At 70.7% G+C, this 20,679-nt stretch carries 18 protein-coding genes; 13 read left to right on the top strand and 5 right to left on the bottom strand.

What is annotated here, in order from left to right:
• Positions 1 to 54 precede the first annotated feature (54 nt).
• The 9 genes from ACFYUZ_RS29120 (at position 55) to ACFYUZ_RS29160 (ending at position 10,795) form a co-directional block, all read left to right on the top strand.
• A complete protein-coding gene (locus tag ACFYUZ_RS29120; RefSeq protein ID WP_389314173.1) occupies positions 55 to 228 on the top strand; it encodes a hypothetical protein in 174 nt (57 codons plus the stop codon).
• A 6-nt stretch (positions 229 to 234) separates the two neighbouring features.
• Entirely contained in the window at positions 235 to 504 is a 270-nt protein-coding gene (locus ACFYUZ_RS29125; protein WP_389314174.1) for a hypothetical protein, read from the top strand.
• Between the two features lie 143 nt (positions 505 to 647).
• Positions 648 to 2,684: an FG-GAP-like repeat-containing protein gene (locus ACFYUZ_RS29130; RefSeq protein ID WP_389314176.1), complete on the top strand. Its 2,037-nt coding sequence runs from the start codon at positions 648 to 650 to the stop codon at positions 2,682 to 2,684.
• Between the two features lie 95 nt (positions 2,685 to 2,779).
• Positions 2,780 to 4,618, top strand: a complete 1,839-nt coding sequence (locus ACFYUZ_RS29135; RefSeq protein WP_389314178.1) for a transglycosylase family protein — start codon at positions 2,780 to 2,782, stop codon at positions 4,616 to 4,618.
• Between the two features lie 160 nt (positions 4,619 to 4,778).
• Positions 4,779 to 5,669 (top strand): siderophore-interacting protein, encoded by an 891-nt coding sequence (locus ACFYUZ_RS29140; RefSeq protein WP_389314180.1) that lies wholly within the window; start codon positions 4,779 to 4,781, stop codon positions 5,667 to 5,669.
• A gap of 126 nt (positions 5,670 to 5,795) precedes the next feature.
• The gene (locus tag ACFYUZ_RS29145; protein ID WP_389314182.1) at positions 5,796 to 7,235 is read left to right on the top strand and encodes a pyridoxal phosphate-dependent decarboxylase family protein; all 1,440 of its coding nucleotides are present in this window, start codon (positions 5,796 to 5,798) and stop codon (positions 7,233 to 7,235) included.
• Positions 7,222 to 8,496, top strand: a complete 1,275-nt coding sequence (locus tag ACFYUZ_RS29150) for a lysine N(6)-hydroxylase/L-ornithine N(5)-oxygenase family protein (protein WP_389314184.1) — start codon at positions 7,222 to 7,224, stop codon at positions 8,494 to 8,496. Before ACFYUZ_RS29145 ends, ACFYUZ_RS29150 begins: the two co-directional genes overlap by 14 nt.
• Positions 8,493 to 9,029 carry a GNAT family N-acetyltransferase gene (locus tag ACFYUZ_RS29155; protein WP_389314186.1) on the top strand — a complete coding sequence of 179 codons (537 nt, stop codon included), beginning with the start codon at positions 8,493 to 8,495 and terminating at the stop codon, positions 9,027 to 9,029. The genes ACFYUZ_RS29150 and ACFYUZ_RS29155 overlap by 4 nt, the downstream gene beginning before the upstream one ends.
• Positions 9,026 to 10,795, top strand: a complete 1,770-nt coding sequence (locus ACFYUZ_RS29160) for an IucA/IucC family protein (RefSeq protein ID WP_389314188.1) — start codon at positions 9,026 to 9,028, stop codon at positions 10,793 to 10,795. Before ACFYUZ_RS29155 ends, ACFYUZ_RS29160 begins: the two co-directional genes overlap by 4 nt.
• Before the next feature lie 53 nt (positions 10,796 to 10,848).
• On the opposite strand, the gene ACFYUZ_RS29165 is transcribed toward ACFYUZ_RS29160, so the two are convergent.
• Positions 10,849 to 11,142 (bottom strand): hypothetical protein, encoded by a 294-nt coding sequence (locus ACFYUZ_RS29165; RefSeq protein ID WP_389314190.1) that lies wholly within the window; start codon positions 11,140 to 11,142, stop codon positions 10,849 to 10,851.
• 231 nt (positions 11,143 to 11,373) lie between these two features.
• Positions 11,374 to 13,242, bottom strand: coding sequence for a DUF6528 family protein (locus ACFYUZ_RS29170; protein WP_389314192.1), 1,869 nt, complete (start codon positions 13,240 to 13,242; stop codon positions 11,374 to 11,376).
• 380 nt (positions 13,243 to 13,622) lie between these two features.
• On the opposite strand from ACFYUZ_RS29170, the gene ACFYUZ_RS29175 reads away from it, so the two are divergent.
• Together ACFYUZ_RS29175 and ACFYUZ_RS29180 are read left to right on the top strand one after the other, a co-directional pair.
• Complete coding sequence (locus ACFYUZ_RS29175) at positions 13,623 to 14,291, top strand: DUF4097 family beta strand repeat-containing protein (RefSeq protein ID WP_389314194.1); 669 nt, start codon at positions 13,623 to 13,625, stop codon at positions 14,289 to 14,291.
• A 38-nt stretch (positions 14,292 to 14,329) separates the two neighbouring features.
• On the top strand, positions 14,330 to 14,602 hold the full coding sequence (locus ACFYUZ_RS29180) for a serine hydrolase (protein ID WP_389314196.1): 273 nt from the start codon (positions 14,330 to 14,332) through the stop codon (positions 14,600 to 14,602).
• Positions 14,603 to 14,820: 218 nt separating this feature from the next.
• On the opposite strand, the gene ACFYUZ_RS29185 is transcribed toward ACFYUZ_RS29180, so the two are convergent.
• Complete coding sequence (locus ACFYUZ_RS29185; protein WP_389314198.1) at positions 14,821 to 16,452, bottom strand: beta-N-acetylhexosaminidase; 1,632 nt, start codon at positions 16,450 to 16,452, stop codon at positions 14,821 to 14,823.
• A 205-nt stretch (positions 16,453 to 16,657) separates the two neighbouring features.
• Between ACFYUZ_RS29185 and ACFYUZ_RS29190 the strand changes: the two genes are divergently transcribed.
• Positions 16,658 to 16,933, top strand: coding sequence for a hypothetical protein (locus tag ACFYUZ_RS29190; protein ID WP_030210307.1), 276 nt, complete (start codon positions 16,658 to 16,660; stop codon positions 16,931 to 16,933).
• Between the two features lie 37 nt (positions 16,934 to 16,970).
• Positions 16,971 to 18,788 (top strand): glutamine--fructose-6-phosphate transaminase (isomerizing), encoded by a 1,818-nt coding sequence (glmS, locus tag ACFYUZ_RS29195; protein WP_389314200.1) that lies wholly within the window; start codon positions 16,971 to 16,973, stop codon positions 18,786 to 18,788.
• Positions 18,789 to 18,944: 156 nt separating this feature from the next.
• On the opposite strand, the gene ACFYUZ_RS29200 is transcribed toward glmS, so the two are convergent.
• Together ACFYUZ_RS29200 and ACFYUZ_RS29205 are read right to left on the bottom strand one after the other, a co-directional pair.
• A complete protein-coding gene (locus tag ACFYUZ_RS29200; protein WP_030685321.1) occupies positions 18,945 to 19,508 on the bottom strand; it encodes a GPR1/FUN34/YaaH family transporter in 564 nt (187 codons plus the stop codon).
• A gap of 174 nt (positions 19,509 to 19,682) precedes the next feature.
• A complete protein-coding gene (locus ACFYUZ_RS29205) occupies positions 19,683 to 20,204 on the bottom strand; it encodes a universal stress protein (protein WP_015033782.1) in 522 nt (173 codons plus the stop codon).
• Between the last annotated feature and the right edge of the window lie 475 nt (positions 20,205 to 20,679).

The following is a 20,679-nucleotide window of genomic DNA, read 5'->3' on the forward strand; positions in this document are numbered from 1 at the left end:
CGACCGGACGCCGAAGCAGCCACCAGCCACGATGACTTGGAAGGACCCCGCCCCATGTCGCGCATCACCAGCCTCCTCGCCGCCGCCGGTCTCGCCGTCCTGATGTCCACCGCCGCCGTCACCACCGCGCAGGCCGTGGGCACCACCGGCACCGTCACGGACGGGATCATCTGGGACTCGGTGCGCGCCGCGGCGCCGACCGGCGACAACGGCATCATCTGGGACTGACCCACGATGCGTGTGGTTCTGGCCTCGCTGACGACCACGTCCGAAGGCCCCCGCCGTGCCGAGGCACTGGCCGCCGTCACCGATCTCCTGTGGGCGCACGCCCGCCCCGAGGACGGCCTGGAGCACGTGAAGCCACGCGCCACCGACTCCGGCATCGACCTCTACCTCTTCGTCCGCGCCGAGGACGACGGCCCCGCCGTCGCGCGGATGCGTCCGCTTCTGGACCGCGCGCGCCGTTCGATCGCCGCGCAGGGCTACCGGCTCGCCGCCGACTGACGGACGTCCACCGGCGTCCCGGCCTGCCGACGCCCCCTGCCCGTCGCCTCCTCCCTCGCCCCGTACTTCCCGGCGCTGTCCACGCGCGCCGTTCCCCTTTCCCCTTCCCAGGGCACCGCCATGCCCTTCGTCAGGAGTTCCCCATGTCCCGCACCGTCCTGCCCCGCACCGTCCGTGCCGGCCTCGCCTCCTTCGTCGTCGCCACCGCCCTGTCGGGCCTCGCCGCCGTCCCGGCCCACGCCGACGAGTTCACGGACATGGCCGCCCGGGCCACCAGCCAGAACGGCAACGGTCCCTGCGCCGGCGGCGGCTACGAGAACGGCCTCAACCAGAACAACAGTTGCGACGGCTACGGCGGCCAGTCCCATGCGTGGTGCGCCGACTTCGTCGGCTGGGTGTGGTCCAAGTTCAACGTGAAGGGCCAGAGCATCCTGACGGACGCCGCGGCCAGCTTCTACCGGTACGGGCAGGAGTACGGCACCCTCTCCAGCACCCCGCACGTCGGCGACGCCGTCGTCTACGGCTACTCCAACGGCTACGCCCAGCACGTGGCCCTCGTGACGGGGGTCAGCAACGGCGTGGTCACGATCACGGGTGGCAACCAGGGGCACTCGACGCACCCCGAGGGCATCGTCTCCACGAACTCGACGACGTCCTACCGCGTGGGCCAGGCCCCCTGGGGCCAGACGATCAGCGGCTACATCTCGCCCAGGCTCCAGCAGGCCACCCCGCCCGGCGTCTCCCTGAACGGCGCGACCGGCACCGTCTCCGGCATCACGAACCTGACGGCCTCCGTCTCGGCCGGCACCTACTCCGTCGCCTCCGTGCAGTACTACGTGGACGGCGAGGCGGTCAGCGGCAGGCTGACCCAGGCCCCGTACAGCTTCGCCCTCGACACGAGCCGCTTCCCCGACGGCAAGCACACGATCAGCGCCGAGGTCCGGGACGTCAACGACAACACCGGCGCCTCCCGCTCCCAGATCATCACGTCCAACGGCGAGGCCACGTCCACCTTCCACGCGGACTTCAACGGCGACGGCAAGGCCGACATCGGCGTCCTGTACGACTACGGCAGGGAGGCCAACGGCGACTTCCACACCGGCCTGTGGACGTACCTGAGCAACGGCGCCGGCTTCAACCAGCCGGTGAAGGTGTGGGACAGCGAGTCGTCCGGCTTCGGCTCCTGGAACTGGGACCGCTCCAAGGTCACCACCGGTGACTTCAACGGCGACGGCAAGGACGACATCGGCGTCCTCTACAACAACGGCCAGAACGCGGACAACGTCAACGTCACCGCCATGTGGACCTTCACGAGCAACGGCACGGGCTTCGGCCAGCCGGTGAAGAAGTGGGACAACGTCTCCACCAACTTCGGCTCCTGGAACTGGACCCGGTCCAAGGTCACCACCGGTGACTTCAACAACGACGGCAAGGACGACGTCGGCATCCTGTACAACAACGGGCAGAACGCGGACAACGTCAACGTCACCGCGCTGTGGACGCTGACCAGCACCGGAACCGACTTCACCAACCCGTCCAAGAAGTGGGACAACGTCTCCACCAACTTCGGCTCGTGGAACTGGGACCGCTCGAAGATGGTCGCGGGCGACTTCAGCGGTGACGGCAAGACCGACATCGGCATCCTCTACGACAACGGACGGAACACGAACGACCAGTTCGTGACCGCGCTGTGGACCCTCACCAGCACCGGCACCGACTTCACCAACCCGTCCAAGAAGTGGGACAACGTCTCGACGAGCTTCGGCTCCTGGAACTGGGACCGCTCCAAGGTCACCACCGGTGACTTCAACGGCGACGGCAAGGCCGACGTCGGCGTCCTCTACGACAACGGCCAGACCGAGGACAGCCGGAACGTGTCGGCGCTGTGGACCTTCGCCAGCACGGGCACCGACTTCACCAACCCGTCGAAGAAGTGGGACTCGGGCTCGGACAGCTGGAACACCAAGACGAGCAAGCTGACCGCCGGTGACTTCAACGGCGACGGCAAGACCGACATCGGCGTCCTCTACGGCTACGGCGTCCAGGACGACGGCACCAACCGGACCGCCGTCTGGAAGTTCACGAGCACGGGCTCGGACTTCGCCTCCCCGGTCAAGTCCTGGGACAGCGCCTCCGCCACCGTCAACAGCTGGAACTGGTTCGCCAGCAAGCTCGGCTGACGCACAGCCCCTCCGCCCGGCCGGCCGGACCCCCTCCGGCCGGCCGGGCGCCCCGCCCCGCCCTCGCCGAGCCCCCACCTCCAGGAGTCGCCCCGATGTCCCGCAGTCCCCGCCTGCTCGCCACCGCCACCGCCCTCGTCGCCTCGGCCGGCATCGCCGGCACCCTGCTCACCGCCGTCCCGGCCGCCGCGGCCTCCGTCGCGACCTGGGACAAGGTCGCCCAGTGCGAGTCCGGCGGCAACTGGTCCATCAACACGGGCAACGGCTACTACGGGGGCCTGCAGTTCTCCCAGTCGACCTGGCAGGCCTACGGCGGCACCGCCTACGCCTCCCGAGCCGACCTCGCCACCAAGAAGGAGCAGATCCTCATCGGCGAGAAGGTCCTCGCGAACCAGGGCGAGGGCGCGTGGCCGGTCTGCGGGCCCGCCGCCGGTCTGGGCTCCGACCACACGGACCCGTACCCGGACCCCGTGCCGCCGGTGTCGAAGGTCGTGGGCCCGTCCTCGGGCACGGTGGCGACCGGCACGATCACCCTCTCCGCCTCCGTGACCGACGCCGTCGGCACCCCGACCAAGGCGACCTTCTACGTCGACGGCGTGGCGGTCGGCACGGACACCGGCTCGGGTCCCGCGTACGCCGTCTCCCTCGACACGACGACGCTGACGGACGGCTCGCACACGGTGACCGTGCGCGCCGCCAACGACGCCGGGCAGACGGGCCCGCTGTCAAACGGGGTCGCCTTCCTGACGGCGAACCGCGCGACCACCACCCAGACCAGCGGAGACTTCAACGGCGACGGCAAGGACGACATCGCCGTCCTCTACGACAACGGCCTGGCGACGGACGGTTCGGGCTACCGCACCGCCCTGTGGACCTTCACCTCCAGCGGTTCGGGCTTCGGGGCCCCCGTGAAGAAGTGGGACAACGTCTCCACGAACTCCGGCTCCTGGAACTGGGACCGCTCCAAGGTCACCACCGGCGACTACAACGGCGACGGCAAGGACGACATCGCCGTCCTGTACGACCAGGGGACCTCGCAGACCGGCGGGCGCTGGACCGCCCTGTGGACCTTCACCAGCACGGGGACGGACTTCACCAACCCGTCGAAGAAGTGGGACAGCCTTTCCTCGGCCGACTCCTGGGACTGGAACCGCTCCAGGATCACCTCCGGCGACTTCAACGGCGACGGCAAGACCGACGTCGGCGTCCTCTACAACAACGGGCAGAACGCGAGCAACGACTTCGTGACCGCCCTGTGGACTTTCCCGAGCACCGGGACGGGCTTCGGCGCCCCCGTGAAGAAGTGGGACAACGTCTCCACGAACTCCGGCTCCTGGAACTGGGACCGCTCGAAGCTGGTCACCGGTGACTTCGGCGGGGACGGCAAGGACGACGTCGGCATCCTGTACAACAACGGGCAGAACGCGGACAACGTCAACGTCACCGCGCTGTGGACGCTGACCAGCACCGGAACCGACTTCACCAACCCGTCCAAGAAGTGGGACAACGTCTCCACCGACTTCGGTTCCTGGAACTGGAACCGCTCGAAGGCGACGGCCGGTGACTTCAACGGCGACGGCAAGACCGACGTCGGCGTCCTCTACGACAACGGGCAGGCCGAGGACGGTCGCAACCAGGCGGCGCTGTGGACTCTGACCAGCACCGGCACCGACTTCACCAACCCGTCCAAGAAGTGGGACTCGGGGACGGGCAGCTGGAACGCCGCCGCGAGCAAGGTGACCGCCGGTGACTTCAACGGCGACGGCAAGACCGACATCGGCGTCCTCTACAACTACGGACAGCAGACGGACGGTACCCACCGCACCGGCCTGTGGAAGTTCACCAGCACGGGCACCGGCTTCGCCGACCCGGTGAAGCCCTGGGACAGCACGACCTTCGGCAGCTGGAACTGGTTCGCCGGCGACCTCGTCTGAACGCGGATCGCCCCTCTTCCGAGGCCCGTCACCCCCGGTGGCGGGCCTCGGCCGCGTGCACGGCCCCACCCTGCCATCCGGAGTGAGGTTAGGCTAACCTACCTTCAACTCGTCCGGGCCGACCAGGGCCCCGGAGAACGCCGAGAAGGTGCCCCGCCCCATGACGCACACCGAGACCGCCCCCTTCCAGTTCTTCTCCCTCCAGGTCGACCGGACGCGGCGGCTCGGCCCGTCCCTGGTCCGGATCACCTTCACCGGGGAGGACCTGGAGGGCTTCGCCGCCGGGGGCCGCGACCAGTCGCTCTCCCTCTTCCTGCCGCACCCCGGCCAGGACGCGCCGGTCCTGCCGCCCCTGGACGACCCGGACATGTACGCGATCCTGGGCGCCTGGCGGGCCATGCCCGACGACGTGCGGGCCGTGATGCGCTCGTACACCGTCCGCGAGCAGCGCACCGAACCGAACGAGATCGACATCGACTTCGCCCTCCACGAGGACGGCGGCCCCGCCTGCCGCTGGGCCGGCCGCGCCGAGCCCGGTGACCGGGTGGTGGTCCTGGGCCCGGCGGTCGCCGAGAACACGGGCGTCCGCTTCCAACTGCCTGAGGACGCCGACTCCGTGCTGATCTGGGCCGACGAGACGGCCCTGCCCGCCGCCTCCGCGATCCTGGAGTGGCTGCCGGCCGAGACCCGCGCCCGGGTGTTCCTGGAAGTGCCCTACTCCGGCGACCGGACGGAGCTCGCGACCGAGGCGGACGCCACGGTCACCTGGCTCGTACGGGAGGAGGGGGCGCCGTCCGCCGTCGACGCGGTGTCCGGCGCCGAGCTGCCCGGGCGGGCTCCCTACGTCTGGATCGCGGGCGAGTCGGGCGCCGTGAAGGCGCTGCGCCGCCACTTCGTGCGGGAGCGGGGGCTCGACCGCCGCCGGGTCACGTTCGTCGGCTACTGGCGCAAGGGTCTGTCCGAGGACGCCCTGCGCGAGGTGCCGGACGAGACGGCGCAGGACGAGGCCCAGGAGGCGGCGGCCCGGGACCGGGCCCAGGACGCGGCGTAAGCCCCCGTACCCCCCACAGGGCCAACGGCCCCCCAGCCCCTCCGGGTTGGGGGGCCGTTGTGCCGTGAAGTTAGGTTAGGCTAACCTAACCAAGACCGACCGAGTCCGCTCCCGGAAGGGCCCCACATGCGTTCCCACCTGCTCAACGACACGACGGCGGAGAGCTACCGGCGCTCCGTCACCGAAGGAGTGGAGCGGGTGGCGAGGAAACTCGCGGCGACGCGCGGCCCGTTCACGGGCGTGACGCCCGCCGAGCTGGCCCCCGTCGTCGACGCCGTCGACCTCGACCGGCCGCTCGGCGACGCCTCCGCCGCCCTCGACGAGCTGGAGGACGTCTACCTCCGCGACGCCGTCTACTTCCACCACCCCCGCTACCTCGCGCACCTCAACTGCCCGGTGGTCATCCCCGCCGTCCTCGGCGAGGCCGTCCTCTCGGCGGTCAACTCCTCGCTCGACACCTGGGACCAGAGCGCCGGCGGCACCCTCATCGAGCGGAAGCTGATCGACTGGACCACCGGCCGGATCGGCCTCGGCCCGCTCGCCGACGGCGTCTTCACCAGCGGCGGCACCCAGTCCAACCTCCAGGCCCTGCTCCTCGCCCGCGAGGAGACCGGCACCACCGACCTGTCGAAACTGCGGATCTTCTCCTCCGAGTGCAGCCACTTCAGCGTCCAGAAGTCGGCCCAGCTGCTCGGCCTCGGCCGCGACGCCGTCGTCTCCGTCCCCGTCGACCGGAACAAGCGGATGCAGTCCGTCGTCCTCGCCGCCGAGCTGGAGACCTGCCGCGCCGAGGGCCTGGTCCCGATGGCGATCGTCGCCACCGCCGGCACCACCGACTTCGGCTCCATCGACCCGCTCCCCGAGATCGCGAACCTGGCCGCCGAGTACGGCGCCTGGATGCACGTCGACGCCGCCTACGGCTGCGGACTGCTCGCCTCCCGGACCCGTCGCGGGCTCCTGGACGGCATCGAGCGGGCCGACTCGGTCACCGTCGACTACCACAAGTCCTTCTTCCAGCCGGTGAGTTCCTCCGCCGTCCTGGTCCGCGACGGCGCCACCCTGCGCCACGCGACCTACCACGCGGACTACCTCAACCCGCGCAGGACGCTGGCCGAGCGGATCCCCAACCAGGTCGACAAGTCCCTCCAGACCACCCGCCGCTTCGACGCGCTCAAGCTCTGGATGACCCTGCGCGTGATGGGCGCCGACGGCATCGGCGAGCTCTTCGACGAGGTCTGCGACCTGGCCCGCCAGGGCTTCGAGCTGCTCGCCGCCGACCCGCGCTACGACGTCGTGGTCGAGCCGCAGCTCTCCACCCTCGTCTACCGCTACATCCCCGAGGCCGTCACCTCCCCCGACGACATCGACCGGGCCAACCTCTACGCCCGCAAGGCCCTGTTCGCCTCGGGCGAGGCCGCCGTCGCCGGCACCAAGGTCGACGGCCGCCAGTACCTCAAGTTCACCTTGCTCAACCCCGAGACCACCGCGGCCGACATCGCCGCCGTCCTCGATCTGATAGCCGGCCACGCCGAGCAGTACCTGGGAGAGAACCTTGTCCACGCCTGAGATCCACGACTTCATCGGCATCGGGCTCGGTCCGTTCAACCTCGGACTCGCCTGCCTGACCGAGCCGATCGCCGAGCTGAACGGCGTCTTCCTGGAGTCCAAGCCGGACTTCGAGTGGCACTCGGGGATGTTCCTCGACGGCGCCCACCTCCAGACCCCCTTCATGTCGGACCTGGTCACCCTCGCGGACCCGACCTCCCCGTACTCCTTCCTGAACTACCTGAAGGAGAAGGGCCGGCTCTACTCCTTCTACATCCGCGAGAACTTCTACCCGCTGCGCACCGAGTACAACGACTACTGCCGCTGGGCCGCCGGGAAACTCACCTCGATCCGCTTCTCGACGACCGTCGCCTCGGTCGCGTACGACGAGTCCGCCGAGGTGTACGTGGTGACCACCGAGGCCGGAGAGACGTTCCGGTCGCACCGGATCGTCCTCGGCACCGGCACCCCGCCGTACGTCCCGGAGACCTGCCGGGACCTCGGCGGCGACCTGATCCACAACTCGCGCTACCTCCCGAACAAGGAGGAGCTCCAGAAGAAGAAGTCGATCACCCTGGTCGGCAGCGGCCAGAGCGCCGCCGAGATCTACTACGACCTCCTGAGCGAGATCGACGTCCACGGCTACCGCCTGAACTGGGTGACCCGCTCCCCGCGCTTCTTCCCGCTCGAATACACCAAGCTCACCCTGGAGATGACCTCCCCGGAGTACGTGGACTACTTCCACGCGCTGCCCGAGCAGACCCGCTACCGCCTGGAGACCCGGCAGAAGGGCCTCTTCAAGGGCATCGACGGCGAGCTCATCGACGCGATCTTCGACCTGCTCTACCAGAAGAACCTGGACGGCCCGGTCCCCACCCGCCTGCTCACCAACTCGGCCCTGCACACGGCCGCGTACGACTCCGCGACGGGCACGTACGCGCTCGGCTTCCGCCAGGAGGAGCAGGAGAAGGACTTCACCCTGGAGACCGAGGGCCTGATCCTCGCCACGGGCTACAGGTACGCCGTCCCCGCGTTCCTGAAGCCGGTCGAGGACCGTCTCCGCTTCGACGGCCGGGGCCGCTTCGACGTGGCCCGCAACTACGCGATCGACACCACAGGCCGCGGGATCTTCCTGCAGAACGCCGGCGTGCACACCCACTCGATCACCTCGCCCGACCTGGGCATGGGCCCGTACCGCAACGCGTACATCATCGGGGAGATGCTGGGGTCCGAGTACTACCCCGTAGAGAAGACCATCGCGTTCCAGGAGTTCGCCGTATGACCGCCTCCGTCCACATACGTCCCCTCGATCCCCTGAAGGACGCCGAGCTGATCCACCCCTGGGTCACCCACCCCAAGGCCGCCTTCTGGATGATGCAGGAGGCGAAGCTCCAGGACGTCGAACGGGAGTACATGGCGATCGCCGCGCACCCGCACCACGACGCCTTCATCGGCCTCGTCGACGGCGAGCCCGCCTTCCTCATGGAGCGGTACGACCCCTCGAAGGTCGAACTGGTCGGGCTCTACGAGCCGCGGCCCGGCGACGTCGGGATGCACTTCCTCGTCGCGCCCACCGACACACCCGTGCACGGCTTCACCCGGACCGTGATCACCGCCGTGATGGCGGAGCTGTTCGCCGACCCGGCGACCGCCCGCGTGGTCGTCGAGCCCGACGTCCGCAACAAGGCCGTCCACGCGCTCAACGAGGCCGTCGGCTTCGTGCCCGAGCGCGAGATCCAGAAGCCCGAGAAGAAGGCCCTGCTGAGCTTCTGCACCCGCGCCCAGTTCGAGACCGCCGTCGGAGCCGCCATATGAACCCCGTCGCACACCTCACCCCCGAGCGCTGGGCCGCCGCCAACCGCGCCCTGATCCGCAAGGGCCTCGCCGAGTTCGCCCACGAGCGGCTGCTCGACCCCAAGGAGCTGGGCGAGAGCCGCTACCAGGTCCTCAGCGACGACGGCACGACCGAGTACCGCTTCACCGCCGACCGCTTCGCGCTGGACCACTGGCAGGTCTACCCGGACTCGATCAGCCGCCACCGGGGCGACGAGCAGCTCCCCCTCGACGCGCTCCAGTTCGTCATCGAGCTGCGCGGCTCCCTCGGCCTGAGCGACGAGATCCTGCCGGTCTACCTGGAGGAGATCTCCTCCACCCTGGCCGGCACGGCCTACAAGTCGACCAAGCCGCCCGTGACCTCCGCCGAACTGGCCCGCGCCGGCTTCCAGGCGATCGAGACCGGGATGACCGAGGGCCACCCCTGTTTCGTCGCCAACAACGGCCGGCTGGGCTTCGGCGTCGACGAGTACCGCGCGTACGCCCCCGAGGCCGCGAGCGGGGTCCGGCTGATCTGGCTGGCCGCGCGCCGCGACCGGGCCACCTTCACGGCCGGGGCGGACATCGAGTACGAGGCGTTCATCCGCGCCGAGCTCGGCGACGCGACGGTGGACGGCTTCGCCGCGACGCTCACCGAGCGCGGCCTCGACCCGGCCGACTACCTCCTCGTGCCGGCACACCCCTGGCAGTGGTGGAACAAGCTGTCCGTCACCTTCGCCGCCGAGGTCGCGCAGCAGCGCCTGGTGTACCTGGGCGAGGGCGACGACACCTACCTGGCGCAGCAGTCGATCCGTACCTTCTTCAACAGCTCCGACCCGGCCAAGCACTACGTGAAGACGGCCCTGTCCGTCCTCAACATGGGCTTCATGCGGGGCCTGTCGGCGGCGTACATGGAGGCCACGCCGGCGATCAACGACTGGCTGCACGGCCTGATCGAGGCGGATGCCACGCTCAAGGAGGCGCGGTTCTCGATCATCCGCGAGCGGGCGGCGGTCGGCTACCGCCACCTGGAGTACGAGGCCGCCACCGACCGCTACTCCCCCTACCGCAAGATGCTGGCCGCGCTCTGGCGCGAGTCCCCGGTGCCGTCCCTCGCCGAGGGCGAGCGCCTGGCGACGATGGCCTCCCTCCTCCACCTGGACCACGCCGGCGCGTCCTTCGCGGGCGCGCTGATCGAGGAGTCGGGCCTGGAGCCGGCGGTGTGGCTGCGGGGGTACCTGGACGCGTACCTCCTCCCGGTCCTGCACTGCTTCTACGCGTACGACCTGGTCTTCATGCCGCACGGCGAGAACGTGATCCTGGTCCTCGACGAGCGGGGCGCGGTCGAGCGGGCGGTCTTCAAGGACATCGCCGAGGAGATCTGCGTGATGGACCCGGCGGCGGTCCTCCCGCCGGCGGTGGAGCGCGTCCGCGCCGAGGTCCCGGAGGACATGAAGCTCCTCTCGGTCTTCACGGACGTCTTCGACTGCTTCTTCCGCTTCCTGGGCGCGACCCTGGCGGCGGAGGGCGTCCTCGACGAGGACGGCTTCTGGCGGACGGTCGCGGAGTGCGTGCGCGGCTACCAGGAGGCGAAGCCGGAGCTGGCGGAGAAGTTCGCGCGGTACGACATGTTCGCGCAGACCTTCGCCCTCTCCGCCCTCAACCGCCTCCAGCTCCGCAACAACCGGCAGATGGTCGACCTGGCGGACCCGTCGGCGGCCCTCCAGCTGGTCGGCGACCTGGTGAACCCGATCGCCCGGTTCGCCTGAGCCCGGATCCGTGCGGGCCCCGGCGGAGCACGCTCCTCCGCCGGGGAAGCGGCTCAGCCGTTCAGGGCGTTCGACAGCAGGCCCGCGACCACGAAGAGGACGACGGCCGCCGCGAGGCCGACTCCCAGCATGGCGGCCGCCTTGAGGGGTGCCGACAGCTGCGTTTTGGCGATCTTCACGTTGGTGAAGGCGGCCAGAGCGCCCAGAGCGCCGCCGATCGCGCCGCCGACGAGGAGCAGTGCCAGCGGAAGCGCGGCGAGGGCCTTCTGCCACGGGGAGAGCCCGTCGAAGAGCTTCTTCTTCTTGTCCGGGAGCGGGGCAGGGCCCGTCTTCGGCGACTGCGACATGGCTGGTCCTTCCGGTGGTCATGCGTGCGCAGTCGACTCGAAATGAGGGTGCGCGGGGGACGACGCGCCTGATCAGAGCGTGTCCACGGGACCGGTCCGGCGAGCGCGACGAGATCCTAGCGGGCTCGATTCCGCGGGGGAACGCCTCGCTCCGGCCCGTGGTCGCCTCCGCAGGGGCCGGGCGGGCCCCGGCGGAGGAGGTCCTCCGCCGGGGCCCGCGTCCTTCCCGTGTCAGTTGTAGCTCGGCACCATCCAGCGCACCCGGTAGTACTGGGCGTCCGTCTCGCGCCAGTACTCCTCGTGGCGGCTCGGCGTGCCGTTCACGGTGGAGTCGACGAAGGTGATCGCCGGCGTCGTCCAGGCGTCGGCGCCCGTGGCGGGCGCGTGACAGGCGGCGGGGTCGCCCGCGCAGGTCGTGATCACACGGCCGGAGACGGGGTCGTTGCCGACGCTCTTGACCATGCCGCCCTTGTTGACCAGCGGTTCGTCGGCGTAGTCCGTGCACCAGCGGTTGGGCTTTCCGTCGGCCGACGTCCCGGAGGTCGGCCACCGGGAGGGCTTGTAGCAGGGCGTCGCCCCGGACTTGGAGAACTGGACGATTCCCGCGTTGGCCGCCACCCACATCCGGTCGGGGTTGCCGTAGACGGGCTCGAGGTCGTGGCCGTACGGCGAGGAGTAGCCGTTGGCGTTCAGCGGCAGGGTGAAGGCCTCGGGGGTGCCGAGCTTTCCGGAGCCGAGCGTGTACGGGTAGCGGACGAGCTGGGTCGCCCCGACGGCCCACAGCGAGCCGGTCTCCGGGTCGTACAGCAGGCTGTGGGCGTCGACCAGTGCCGCGGTGTCCGCGGCGGTGGCGTAGGCGCTCGGCGCGTTGCCGACGGCGCCCTGGGCCTTGGTGTAGAGCTTCACCTGGCCGGTCTTGGCCAGGGCCACGGCCACGGTGCCGTCCGGCAGGAGCTCCACGCCGTGCAGGTTGGTGAGGTCGTTGGTGCCGACGTTGATCGTGAAGCGCGCACCCGAGAGCGCCGGGTACGGGACGACGGCGACGAGGCCGCTCTGTCCGTCGCCGACGACCAGGACCTGCTTGCCGCCGAGTCCGGTCGTCTCGTACGCGCCGGCGGGGCGCAGCTTGTGCTCCGTCCCGCCCGCGAACGGGGCCCGGAGCAGGTCGCCGGAGGGGTCCTTGAAGGAGTGGTACGCGTCGGGGACCCACCGCTGGTAGGGGCCCGTGGTCGGCCACAGGGAGGGCTTGGTGGAGTCGTAGAACTCCACCGCCGGGCTCGTGGCCGGGTAGCCGCCGTAGTTCACGGCGTACTCGTCGGCCGCGGCGATGACCGGCGCACCGGGGTTGAACTCCACTTCCAGCGTCGGCGCGTAGTACGCCAGGCGGCAGGCGGGGTCGGTGGCGACGGGGTTCATGGAGCAGAGCTCCTTGTACGCCACGCTGCCGGACTCGCCGGCGGACAGGCGCAGGCCGTTGTTGGCCAGGGTGCCGTTCGTCCACGCCTTGACCATCGCGGTCACGTCGAGCCGCTTGACCGCGTTCGAGGTGTCCGGGTCGGAGTCCACCGGCTGGTCCGGACAGGCCGCCTGTCCGAGGCCGAAGTTCGCGGAGGTCTGGTAGCCGGCGCTGGGGGCCGGCTGGTTGGCCCAGGTGATCGTGGACTGGCTCCAGGCGGCGGAGACGGCGTCGGCGTACATCCACCAGCCGTCGCAGGAGCCGGTGTAGGAGTTGTAGAGCCGCAGGCTCGCGCTCTTGATGTCCGCGCCGCGCAGCTTGGAGACGTCGAACTTCAGGAAGCTGCGGTACTTGGTCGTGCCGTTGTCCGGGGTGCCGACGTGCAGGAGCTGCTCGCCGGAGTGGTCCGCGCCGTTCAGGTTGCTGATGTACGTGTCCTGCACCCGCGTGATGATGTTGCGCGGGCCGCTCTGGACGAACGGGGAGACGGCGGGGGTGACGGCGTAGGCGGCGGGGGCGGGGGCCGGGCCCGGGGCCTGCGCGGTGGTGTCGTCGCCGGGGGTCGTGGTGACCAGCGAGGCGGCGAGTCCGGCACCCATCAGGAGTGCGGCCAGGCGGGGAAGTCTGCCTATGGGGCGATTCATGCGGAAGCGAGTCTTTCCGGTGGACGGTGGCGCCGGCGTGGAGGGCCGCCTGCGGAAGAGGTGGAGCTCCTGGTGGACGGGGTGTCGATCACGTTCGATCCGCCCGGAGGTCCGTGCGCCTGTCTACCCATCAGGGGACGTTCTGTTCAACCCCGTTTCTCGGCCGACAGCGCCGTCGACCGGTCCCGGCGTAGCGTTCGACCTCAACTCAATGCAACGAGCCCGGTGAGTGACGTTGCATTACATCCAGGATCGTTGCAACGATTATCGCGATCTCACCTGCGAGAACAGCGTTTTCACGTAACAAGCTCGTTGCCTGATCAGAGAACGCAACGTAGCGTTTCTCTTGTCGGAAACAAGACGCGCCCAAGGAGAGCACCATGCAGAAGTTCGCCACCGCCGCCCCGATCACCGCCGCCCTCGACATCCCCGCCGGCCGCGTGCAGGTCATCGCCGCCGACCGCGCCGACACCACCGTCGAGGTCCGGCCCGCGGACGGGACGAAGGGCCGGGACGTGAAGGCGGCCGAGCGGGTCACGGTCGAGTACCGCGACGGCGTCCTGCGGATCGCGGCCCCGGCCCCGAAGAACCGGGCCCTCGGGCACTCCGGCTCCGTGGAGGTGACCGTCCAGCTGCCCGCCGGCTCGCGGGTCGACGCGCAGGCCGCCCTGACCGACTTCCGGGGCGTGGGGCGCCTGGGCGACGTCACGCTCGACGCCGCTCAGGGGACGGTCAAGCTCGACGAGGCCGCCGCCGCCCGACTCACCGTCCAGGCCGGCGACATCACCGTCGGCCGCCTGGGCGGCCCCGCCGAGATCAGCACCCAGAAGGGCGACCTCCGCGTCGCCGAGGCCGTGACCGGCACCGTCGCCCTCACCACCCGGGCCGGTGACATCACCGTCGGCGCCGCCCAGGGGGTCTCCGCCACCCTCGACGCCGGCACCGCCCTCGGCCGTGTCCACAACTCCCTCAGGAACACCGGGGGCGCCGCCGCCCTGAACATCCGCGCCACCACCTCCCTCGGCGACATCACCGCCCGCAGCCTCTGAACACCCACCCCACGAGACGGGACGAGAGAGGAATGACCATGAACCACCGCCCCGAACCGCAGCACGCCGTCCAGGAGTTCGCCGACGCCGGTTTCGCCGGGGTGCGGATGCGCGTGACCGACGAGCGGGGGTCGTGGGTCGGCAGCGCCGGGGTGTCCGAGCTCGGCGCGGGCGCCCCGCCGCCCACCGACGGACGGTTCTGGATCGGCAGCTCCGCCAAGACCTTCACCGCCGCCCCGGTGCTGAGCCTGGTGGCCGAGGGTGCGATCGGGCTCGACGACCCCGTGGCCGATCGCCCGCCCCGCTCCTGACCGAGATGCTCACGCCGCACGGGACGCTCGGCTACGGCCTGGGGATGTTCGTGCGGGACCTGGGCCCGGGCGGCGGCACCCTCGTCCACCACCATGGCGGCGCCCCGGGCGGCTACGGCGCGCTGATGATGGGCACGCCCGACGGCAGCAGGACGCCGACCGCCGGGCCGACCCGCGTGGGCGGCGGGCCGCCCGGCCGGCCGTGCCGCCGCGGCGGACTACTCCGCCGGCCAGGGCACCTCCGGCGAGCGGTACCAGGTGATGCCGAGGGCGTCGAAGCGGGGGGCCTGTTCGGCGAGGCGTTCCTTGTAGGTGTCCCAGTCGTGGGTGGCCGCCGGGGACCAGCCGAGTTCGGCGATGCCCGGGAGGCGCGGGAAGGCCATGACGTCGAGGTCGCCGGTGGAGTCGAGGGTCTCGGTCCAGAGCGGGGCCTCGACGCCCCGGACGGCGTCCTCGGGGGCGCCGGGGAGGTACGTGGCGGGGTTCCAGTCGTAGGACCTGCGGACCTCGACGTATCCGGCCCAGGCGAGGCCGAGCGGGGTGTCCTTGGTGTACTTCATGTCGAGGTACGTGCGGTCGGCGGGCGAGAGGATCAGGCCCGTGCCGTTGCGGGCGGCCGCGGCGACCCTCTCCTTCTCCTCGGCGGGGGTGCGGTCGAGGCCCCAGTACTGGACGAGGGCGCCCTTCGCGGGGGTGGCGCCGGTCAGCTGGTGCCAGCCGACGACGGTCTTGCCGTACTCGGCGACGACCGGCTGCACCTTGTCCATGAAGGTCACGTAGTCGGCGTGGCTGGTGGAGTGGGCCTCGTCGCCGCCGATGTGGAGGTAGCGGCCGGGGGTGAGGGCGGCGATCTCCCGGACGACGTCGTCGACGAAGTCGTACGTGACGGGCTCGGGCACGCACAGGGAGCTGAAGCCGACCTTGGTGCCGGTGTAGAGGGGCGGGGCGACGCCGTCGCAGGTGAGCTCGGCGTAGGAGGCGAGGGCCGCGTTGGTGTGGCCGGGCATGTCGATCTCGGGGATCACCTCCTGGTAGCGGGAGGCGGCGTACTCCACGATCTCGCGGTACTGCGCCTTGGTGTAGAAGCCGCCGGTGCCGCCGCCGACCTCGGTGGAGCCGCCGTGGGTGGTGAGGCGGGGCCAGGAGTCGACGGCGATGCGCCAGCCCTGGTCGTCGGTGAGGTGCAGGTGGAGGGTGTTGACCTTGTAGAGGGCGAGCTGGTCGATGTACCGCTTCACCTCGTCGACGGTGAAGAAGTGGCGGGCGACGTCGAGCATGGCGCCCCGGTAGGCGTAGCGGGGGGTGTCGGTGACGGTGCCGCCGGCGATCTTCCAGGGGCCGGGCTGGACGCTCTTGCGTTCGACGGCGGAGGGAAGCTGCTGGCGCACGGTCTGGACGCCGCGGAAGAGGCCGGCCGGTTCGCGGGCGGTGAGGGTGAGGCCGTCGGGCGCGGAGTGGAGCCGATAGCCCTCCTCGCCGAGGTCGGTCTCCTCGGGGTCGAGGCGGAGCCGGATGCCGCGGCCGGCGGCGCGGTCGTCGACGACGGGGAGCGGGAAGCCGGTGGCGGGGCGGAGGAGGCCGGCGAGGTAGCGGCCGAGGGCCTGGGACTCGCCGGAGCTCGCGTCGACGCCGATGCGGGTGGCGGCGGTGAGGGTGTAGGGCTCGCCCTCGGGGGTGACGGAGGCGGGTACGGGCACGATGCGGCCGAGCGGGCGGACCTCGGGTTCGGCTGCGGCGCTTCCGGACGCCTTGCCGTCGGTGCCGTCGGTGCCGTCGGCGGCGGCCTCTCCGCAGCCGACGCCGGCGGTCGCGAACAGGAGCAGGGATCCGATCAGGCGCGGAATCGTCATGCGCTGTCTCACAGGCGGGCTCCCCTTCGGGTGATCGACACGTCCGTCGTTCTGTATATCCCCTCGGTCGCCCTGCGTACCGCCGCCCCGGTCCGGCTTCAAGGTCTGGACCAAGAGGCCGAAAGAGGGGGCGGATCACGCCCCGCCTGCCCGAATTCGGGCAGGATTCTTGCGGAGGCCCCCGATGACCCCTCAATATGCACGGGTGCTCGAACGCCGCCCGTCGCACGACGACCTCATCGACCACCTGGTCCGCAGCACCGCGCTCCAGCGCGGTGAGGCCGCCCGGGTGGTGCTCGACGTGCTGGCGTACTTCGACGAGACGACCGAGGAGTTCGTCCGCCGCCGTCACCGCGAACTGCAGTCCGGCGGCGCCGTGAACGCCGAGATCTTCGAACGGATCGCGGCGGAGCTGCCGCACCGGGCGGTGGCGCCACCGGAGCTCTCGCTCCGGCAGCTACGCCGCATCGTCTACGGCTGAGCAGCACCCATCACCAACCTGGAGGGGTTTCACCTTTATGTGCGGAATTGTCGGTTATATCGGTAAGCGCGATGTCGCCCCGCTGCTGCTGGAAGGCCTGGCGCGCCTGGAGTACCGGGGATACGACTCGGCCGGCATGGTCGTCACCAGCCCGAAGGCCTCCGGCCTGAAGATGGTGAAGGCCAAGGGCCGCGTCCGCGACCTGGAGGCCAAGGTCCCCAAGCGCTTCACCGGCACCACCGGCATCGCCCACACCCGCTGGGCCACGCACGGCGCCCCGAGCGACATCAACTCGCACCCGCACCTGGACCCCGAGAACAAGGTCGCGGTCGTCCACAACGGCATCGTCGACAACGCCCAGGAGCTCCGCGCCAAGCTGGAGGCCGACGGCGTCGTCTTCGCCTCCGAGACGGACACCGAGGTCATCACCCACCTCGTCGCCCGCTCCCAGGCCGAGACCCTGGAGGAGAAGGTCCGCGAGGCCCTCAAGGTCATCGAGGGCACCTACGGCATCGCCGTGATGCACGCCGACTTCAACGACCGCATCGTGGTGGCCCGCAACGGCTCCCCGGTCATCCTCGGCATCGGCGAGAAGGAGATGCTCGTCGCCTCCGACGTCGCCGCCCTGATCGCCCACACCCGCCAGGTCGTCACCCTGAACGACGGCGAGATGGCCACCCTGAAGGCCGACGACTTCCGCACCTACACGGTCTCCGGCGCCTCCACCACCGCCACCCCCGAGACCGTCGAGTGGGAGGCCGCCTCCTACGACATGGGCGGCCACGACACGTACATGCACAAGGAGATCTCCGAGCAGCCCGACGCGGTCGACCGCGTGCTGCGCGGCCGCATCGACGACCGCTTCTCCACCGTGCACCTGGGCGGCCTGAACCTCGACGCCCGCGAGGCCCGCACCATCCGCCGCATCAAGATCCTCGGCTGCGGCACCTCGTACCACGCCGGTCTCATCGGCGCCGGGCTCATCGAGTCCATGGCCCGCATCCCCGCCGACGCCGAGCCGGCCTCGGAGTTCCGCTACCGCAACCCGGTCGTGGACCCCGACACCCTCTACATCGCCGTCTCCCAGTCCGGTGAGACCTACGACGTGCTCGCCGCCGTCCAGGAGCTCAAGCGGAAGGGCGCCCGCGTCCTCGGCGTCGTCAACGTCGTCGGCTCCGCCATCGCCCGCGAGGCCGACGGCGGCGTGTACGTCCACGCCGGCCCCGAGGTCTGCGTCGTCTCCACCAAGTGCTTCACCAACACGGTCACCGCCTTCGCGCTGCTCGCCCTGCACCTGGGCCGCATCCGCGACCTGTCCGTCACCGACGGCAAGCGGATCATCGAGGGCCTGCGCAAGCTGCCCTCGCAGATCGAGGAGATCCTCAAGACCGAGGAGCAGATCAAGGAGATCGCCGCGGAGTACGCCGGCGCCCAGTCGATGATGTTCATCGGCCGTGTGCGGGGCTACCCCGTCGCCCTGGAGGCTTCCCTCAAGCTGAAGGAGATCTCCTACATCCACGCCGAGGCGTACCCGGCCTCCGAGCTGAAGCACGGCCCGCTCGCCCTCATCGAGCCGGCCCTGCCGACCGTGGCGATCGTCCCGGACGACGACCTGCTGGAGAAGAACCGCGCCGCCCTGGAGGAGATCAAGGCCCGCAGCGGCCGCATCCTCGCGGTCGCGCACCAGCCGCAGGCGAAGGCCGACCACACCATCGTCGTCCCGAAGAACGAGGACGAGCTGGACCCGATCCTGATGGGCATCCCGCTCCAGCTCCTCGCCTACCACACGGCGCTCGCCATGGGCCGCGACATCGACAAGCCGCGCAACCTGGCGAAGTCCGTCACCGTCGAGTAGGCACCCCCGGCCGTCGCGGCCGAGGTGCGGTGCCCGGGCCTGTCCCCCGGGCGCCGCACCCCTCCGGGCCTGTCCCCCGGAGCCTCGGCCGGACAGAACAGCGGTCCCCGTGCACACACCTCCCGTGCACGGGGACCGCTGTGTTCTTCCCGGGGATCAGCCCGCGGCCGGGGCACCGCCCGCCGCGCGGCGCAGGGCCGTCGGCCAGCCGGCGACCGCGGCCGTGGCGCCGTACCAGGCGACCAGGCCCGCGACGGCGGCCACCCAGCCGCCCGCCTTGCCGAGGCCGCCGTTGTCGGCGAGGGCGCCGATGCCGAGCAGCAGCAGCGCGACGAACAGCAGTCCGTACACGCCCTGGCCGAAGAGCCCGCTGCCCGCGGAGGCCATGGTCAGCGTGAGCGCGAGGAGCGCCCACAGGAGCAGGAAGAGGCCCATGGCGTCGGCCGAGGCGTGCCCGCCGGCTCCGCTGCCCCAGGTGAACCAGAAGGCGCCGAGCGCCGCGTACGCCGTGCCCTCGCCCTTGTCGCCCGCGCGCAGGGCGAGCAGTCCGACGAGGAAGAGCGTCACGCCGCCGACCCAGGTGGCGAGACCCGCGGCATCCGCTGCCGCGACGTTGTCGATGACACCGGTTCCGCCCAGGCCGAAGGCCAGCAGGGTCAGTCCGAGTGCCAGGTGGCCGAGCGTGGAGGTGGTGTTTCCCGCGGCGACTTCGTTGTTCACGGCGGGCTCCCTTCAGGTGTGCAGTTGTCCTGCGTGAGCTGCTGCGTTCCGTGACCTTTATGTACCCTTCACAAGCACACAATTCACCTGAGGAAGGCCGAATTTATGGCCGGATGACGGCAGTTGAGGGAGTGACCTGACGGGCCGTACGGGACGGAGGGGCCCGCGGGCGCGTTACGGGATGACGATGACGGGCCGCTGGGCGCGGCGCGCGAGGCGGCCGGCGACCGAGCCGAAGATCCGGCCGACGATCCCGTGCGTGGAGCCGACCACGATCGCGTCGGCCGAGTACTCCCGGCCGACCTCCTCCAGCTCGTGGCAGATGTCCCCGCCGCGCTCGACCAGGATCCACGGCACCTCGGAGAGGTGCTCGGCGCAGGCCAGCTCCAGGCCGAGGACCTCGGTGCGGTGGTCCGGCACGTCGACGAAGACCGGGGGCTCGCAGCCCGCCCACACCGTGGTGGGCAGCCGGTTGGCCACGTGCACGATGATCAGGCCCGATCCGGAGCGGCGGGCCATGCCGATGGCGTACGCGAGGGCGCGCTCACTGGACGTGGAGCCGTCGAAGCCGACGACCACCCCGTGCCGGAAGGCCGGGTCGCAGGCATGACGTGGCTGTTCTACCGCGAGGGGGTCGACCGTGGAGTCGGCGACGCGCTTGCGGTCCGCGGGTTCGGGGAATTCGTGACCGGCCATCGGTGTCTCGGCGAAGAGGGTCCTCGTGGGAAGGGACGGGGAAAAGGGGGGGACGAACGACGGGTGGCGGCGGAGCTGTGTCCGGGAATCATCTTCCCAAGCCCATACCCCCAAGGGTACGGCGACACTCCTCTCCTGCCCAGAGCCCGCCGTGCCACTCCCGGCGTGCCCGCCGCTCGCGCGCGGCGTTCCAGGGAGCATGCACGAGGGGTTCGGGATCTGGCAATGCCGGATGTGCCCTACAGGCGTCCGTACGGGGGCCAAACGGACGTCGCCGAGAGTGACCGGAACGTTCCGCTCCTCGTTGCCACAGGTCCGGCCCACCACGGCCGCGACCCCGGCCCCACCACCCCTCGGACCCGCCCCACCGCCCCCTCGACCCCCTCCCCTCCGTCCCGCCCCGCCCCCACCGCACTCCCGCCCCGCCCCTCGGACCCACCCGCCGTCACCGCAGACCCGGCCCCGTCGCCGCAGA

Source organism: Streptomyces sp. NPDC004266, assembly GCF_042874095.1.
In the GTDB taxonomy this organism is placed as follows: Bacteria; Actinomycetota; Actinomycetes; order Streptomycetales; family Streptomycetaceae; genus Streptomyces.

What these genes read in the sequence shown, in the direction of transcription:
- ACFYUZ_RS29120 (WP_389314173.1), top strand. Translation starts at nt 55, where the DNA reads ATGTCGCGCATCACCAGCCTCCTCGCCGCCGCCGGTCTCGCCGTCCTG.
- ACFYUZ_RS29125 (WP_389314174.1), top strand. Translation starts at nt 235, where the DNA reads ATGCGTGTGGTTCTGGCCTCGCTGACGACCACGTCCGAAGGCCCCCGC.
- ACFYUZ_RS29130 (WP_389314176.1), top strand. Translation starts at nt 648, where the DNA reads ATGTCCCGCACCGTCCTGCCCCGCACCGTCCGTGCCGGCCTCGCCTCC.
- ACFYUZ_RS29135 (WP_389314178.1), top strand. Translation starts at nt 2,780, where the DNA reads ATGTCCCGCAGTCCCCGCCTGCTCGCCACCGCCACCGCCCTCGTCGCC.
- ACFYUZ_RS29140 (WP_389314180.1), top strand. Translation starts at nt 4,779, where the DNA reads ATGACGCACACCGAGACCGCCCCCTTCCAGTTCTTCTCCCTCCAGGTC.
- ACFYUZ_RS29145 (WP_389314182.1), top strand. Translation starts at nt 5,796, where the DNA reads ATGCGTTCCCACCTGCTCAACGACACGACGGCGGAGAGCTACCGGCGC.
- ACFYUZ_RS29155 (WP_389314186.1), top strand. Translation starts at nt 8,493, where the DNA reads ATGACCGCCTCCGTCCACATACGTCCCCTCGATCCCCTGAAGGACGCC.
- ACFYUZ_RS29160 (WP_389314188.1), top strand. Translation starts at nt 9,026, where the DNA reads ATGAACCCCGTCGCACACCTCACCCCCGAGCGCTGGGCCGCCGCCAAC.
- ACFYUZ_RS29165 (WP_389314190.1), bottom strand. Translation starts at nt 11,142, where the DNA reads ATGTCGCAGTCGCCGAAGACGGGCCCTGCCCCGCTCCCGGACAAGAAG.
- ACFYUZ_RS29170 (WP_389314192.1), bottom strand. Translation starts at nt 13,242, where the DNA reads ATGAATCGCCCCATAGGCAGACTTCCCCGCCTGGCCGCACTCCTGATG.
- ACFYUZ_RS29175 (WP_389314194.1), top strand. Translation starts at nt 13,623, where the DNA reads ATGCAGAAGTTCGCCACCGCCGCCCCGATCACCGCCGCCCTCGACATC.
- ACFYUZ_RS29180 (WP_389314196.1), top strand. Translation starts at nt 14,330, where the DNA reads ATGAACCACCGCCCCGAACCGCAGCACGCCGTCCAGGAGTTCGCCGAC.
- ACFYUZ_RS29185 (WP_389314198.1), bottom strand. Translation starts at nt 16,452, where the DNA reads ATGACGATTCCGCGCCTGATCGGATCCCTGCTCCTGTTCGCGACCGCC.
- glmS (WP_389314200.1), top strand. Translation starts at nt 16,971, where the DNA reads ATGTGCGGAATTGTCGGTTATATCGGTAAGCGCGATGTCGCCCCGCTG.
- ACFYUZ_RS29205 (WP_015033782.1), bottom strand. Translation starts at nt 20,204, where the DNA reads ATGGCCGGTCACGAATTCCCCGAACCCGCGGACCGCAAGCGCGTCGCC.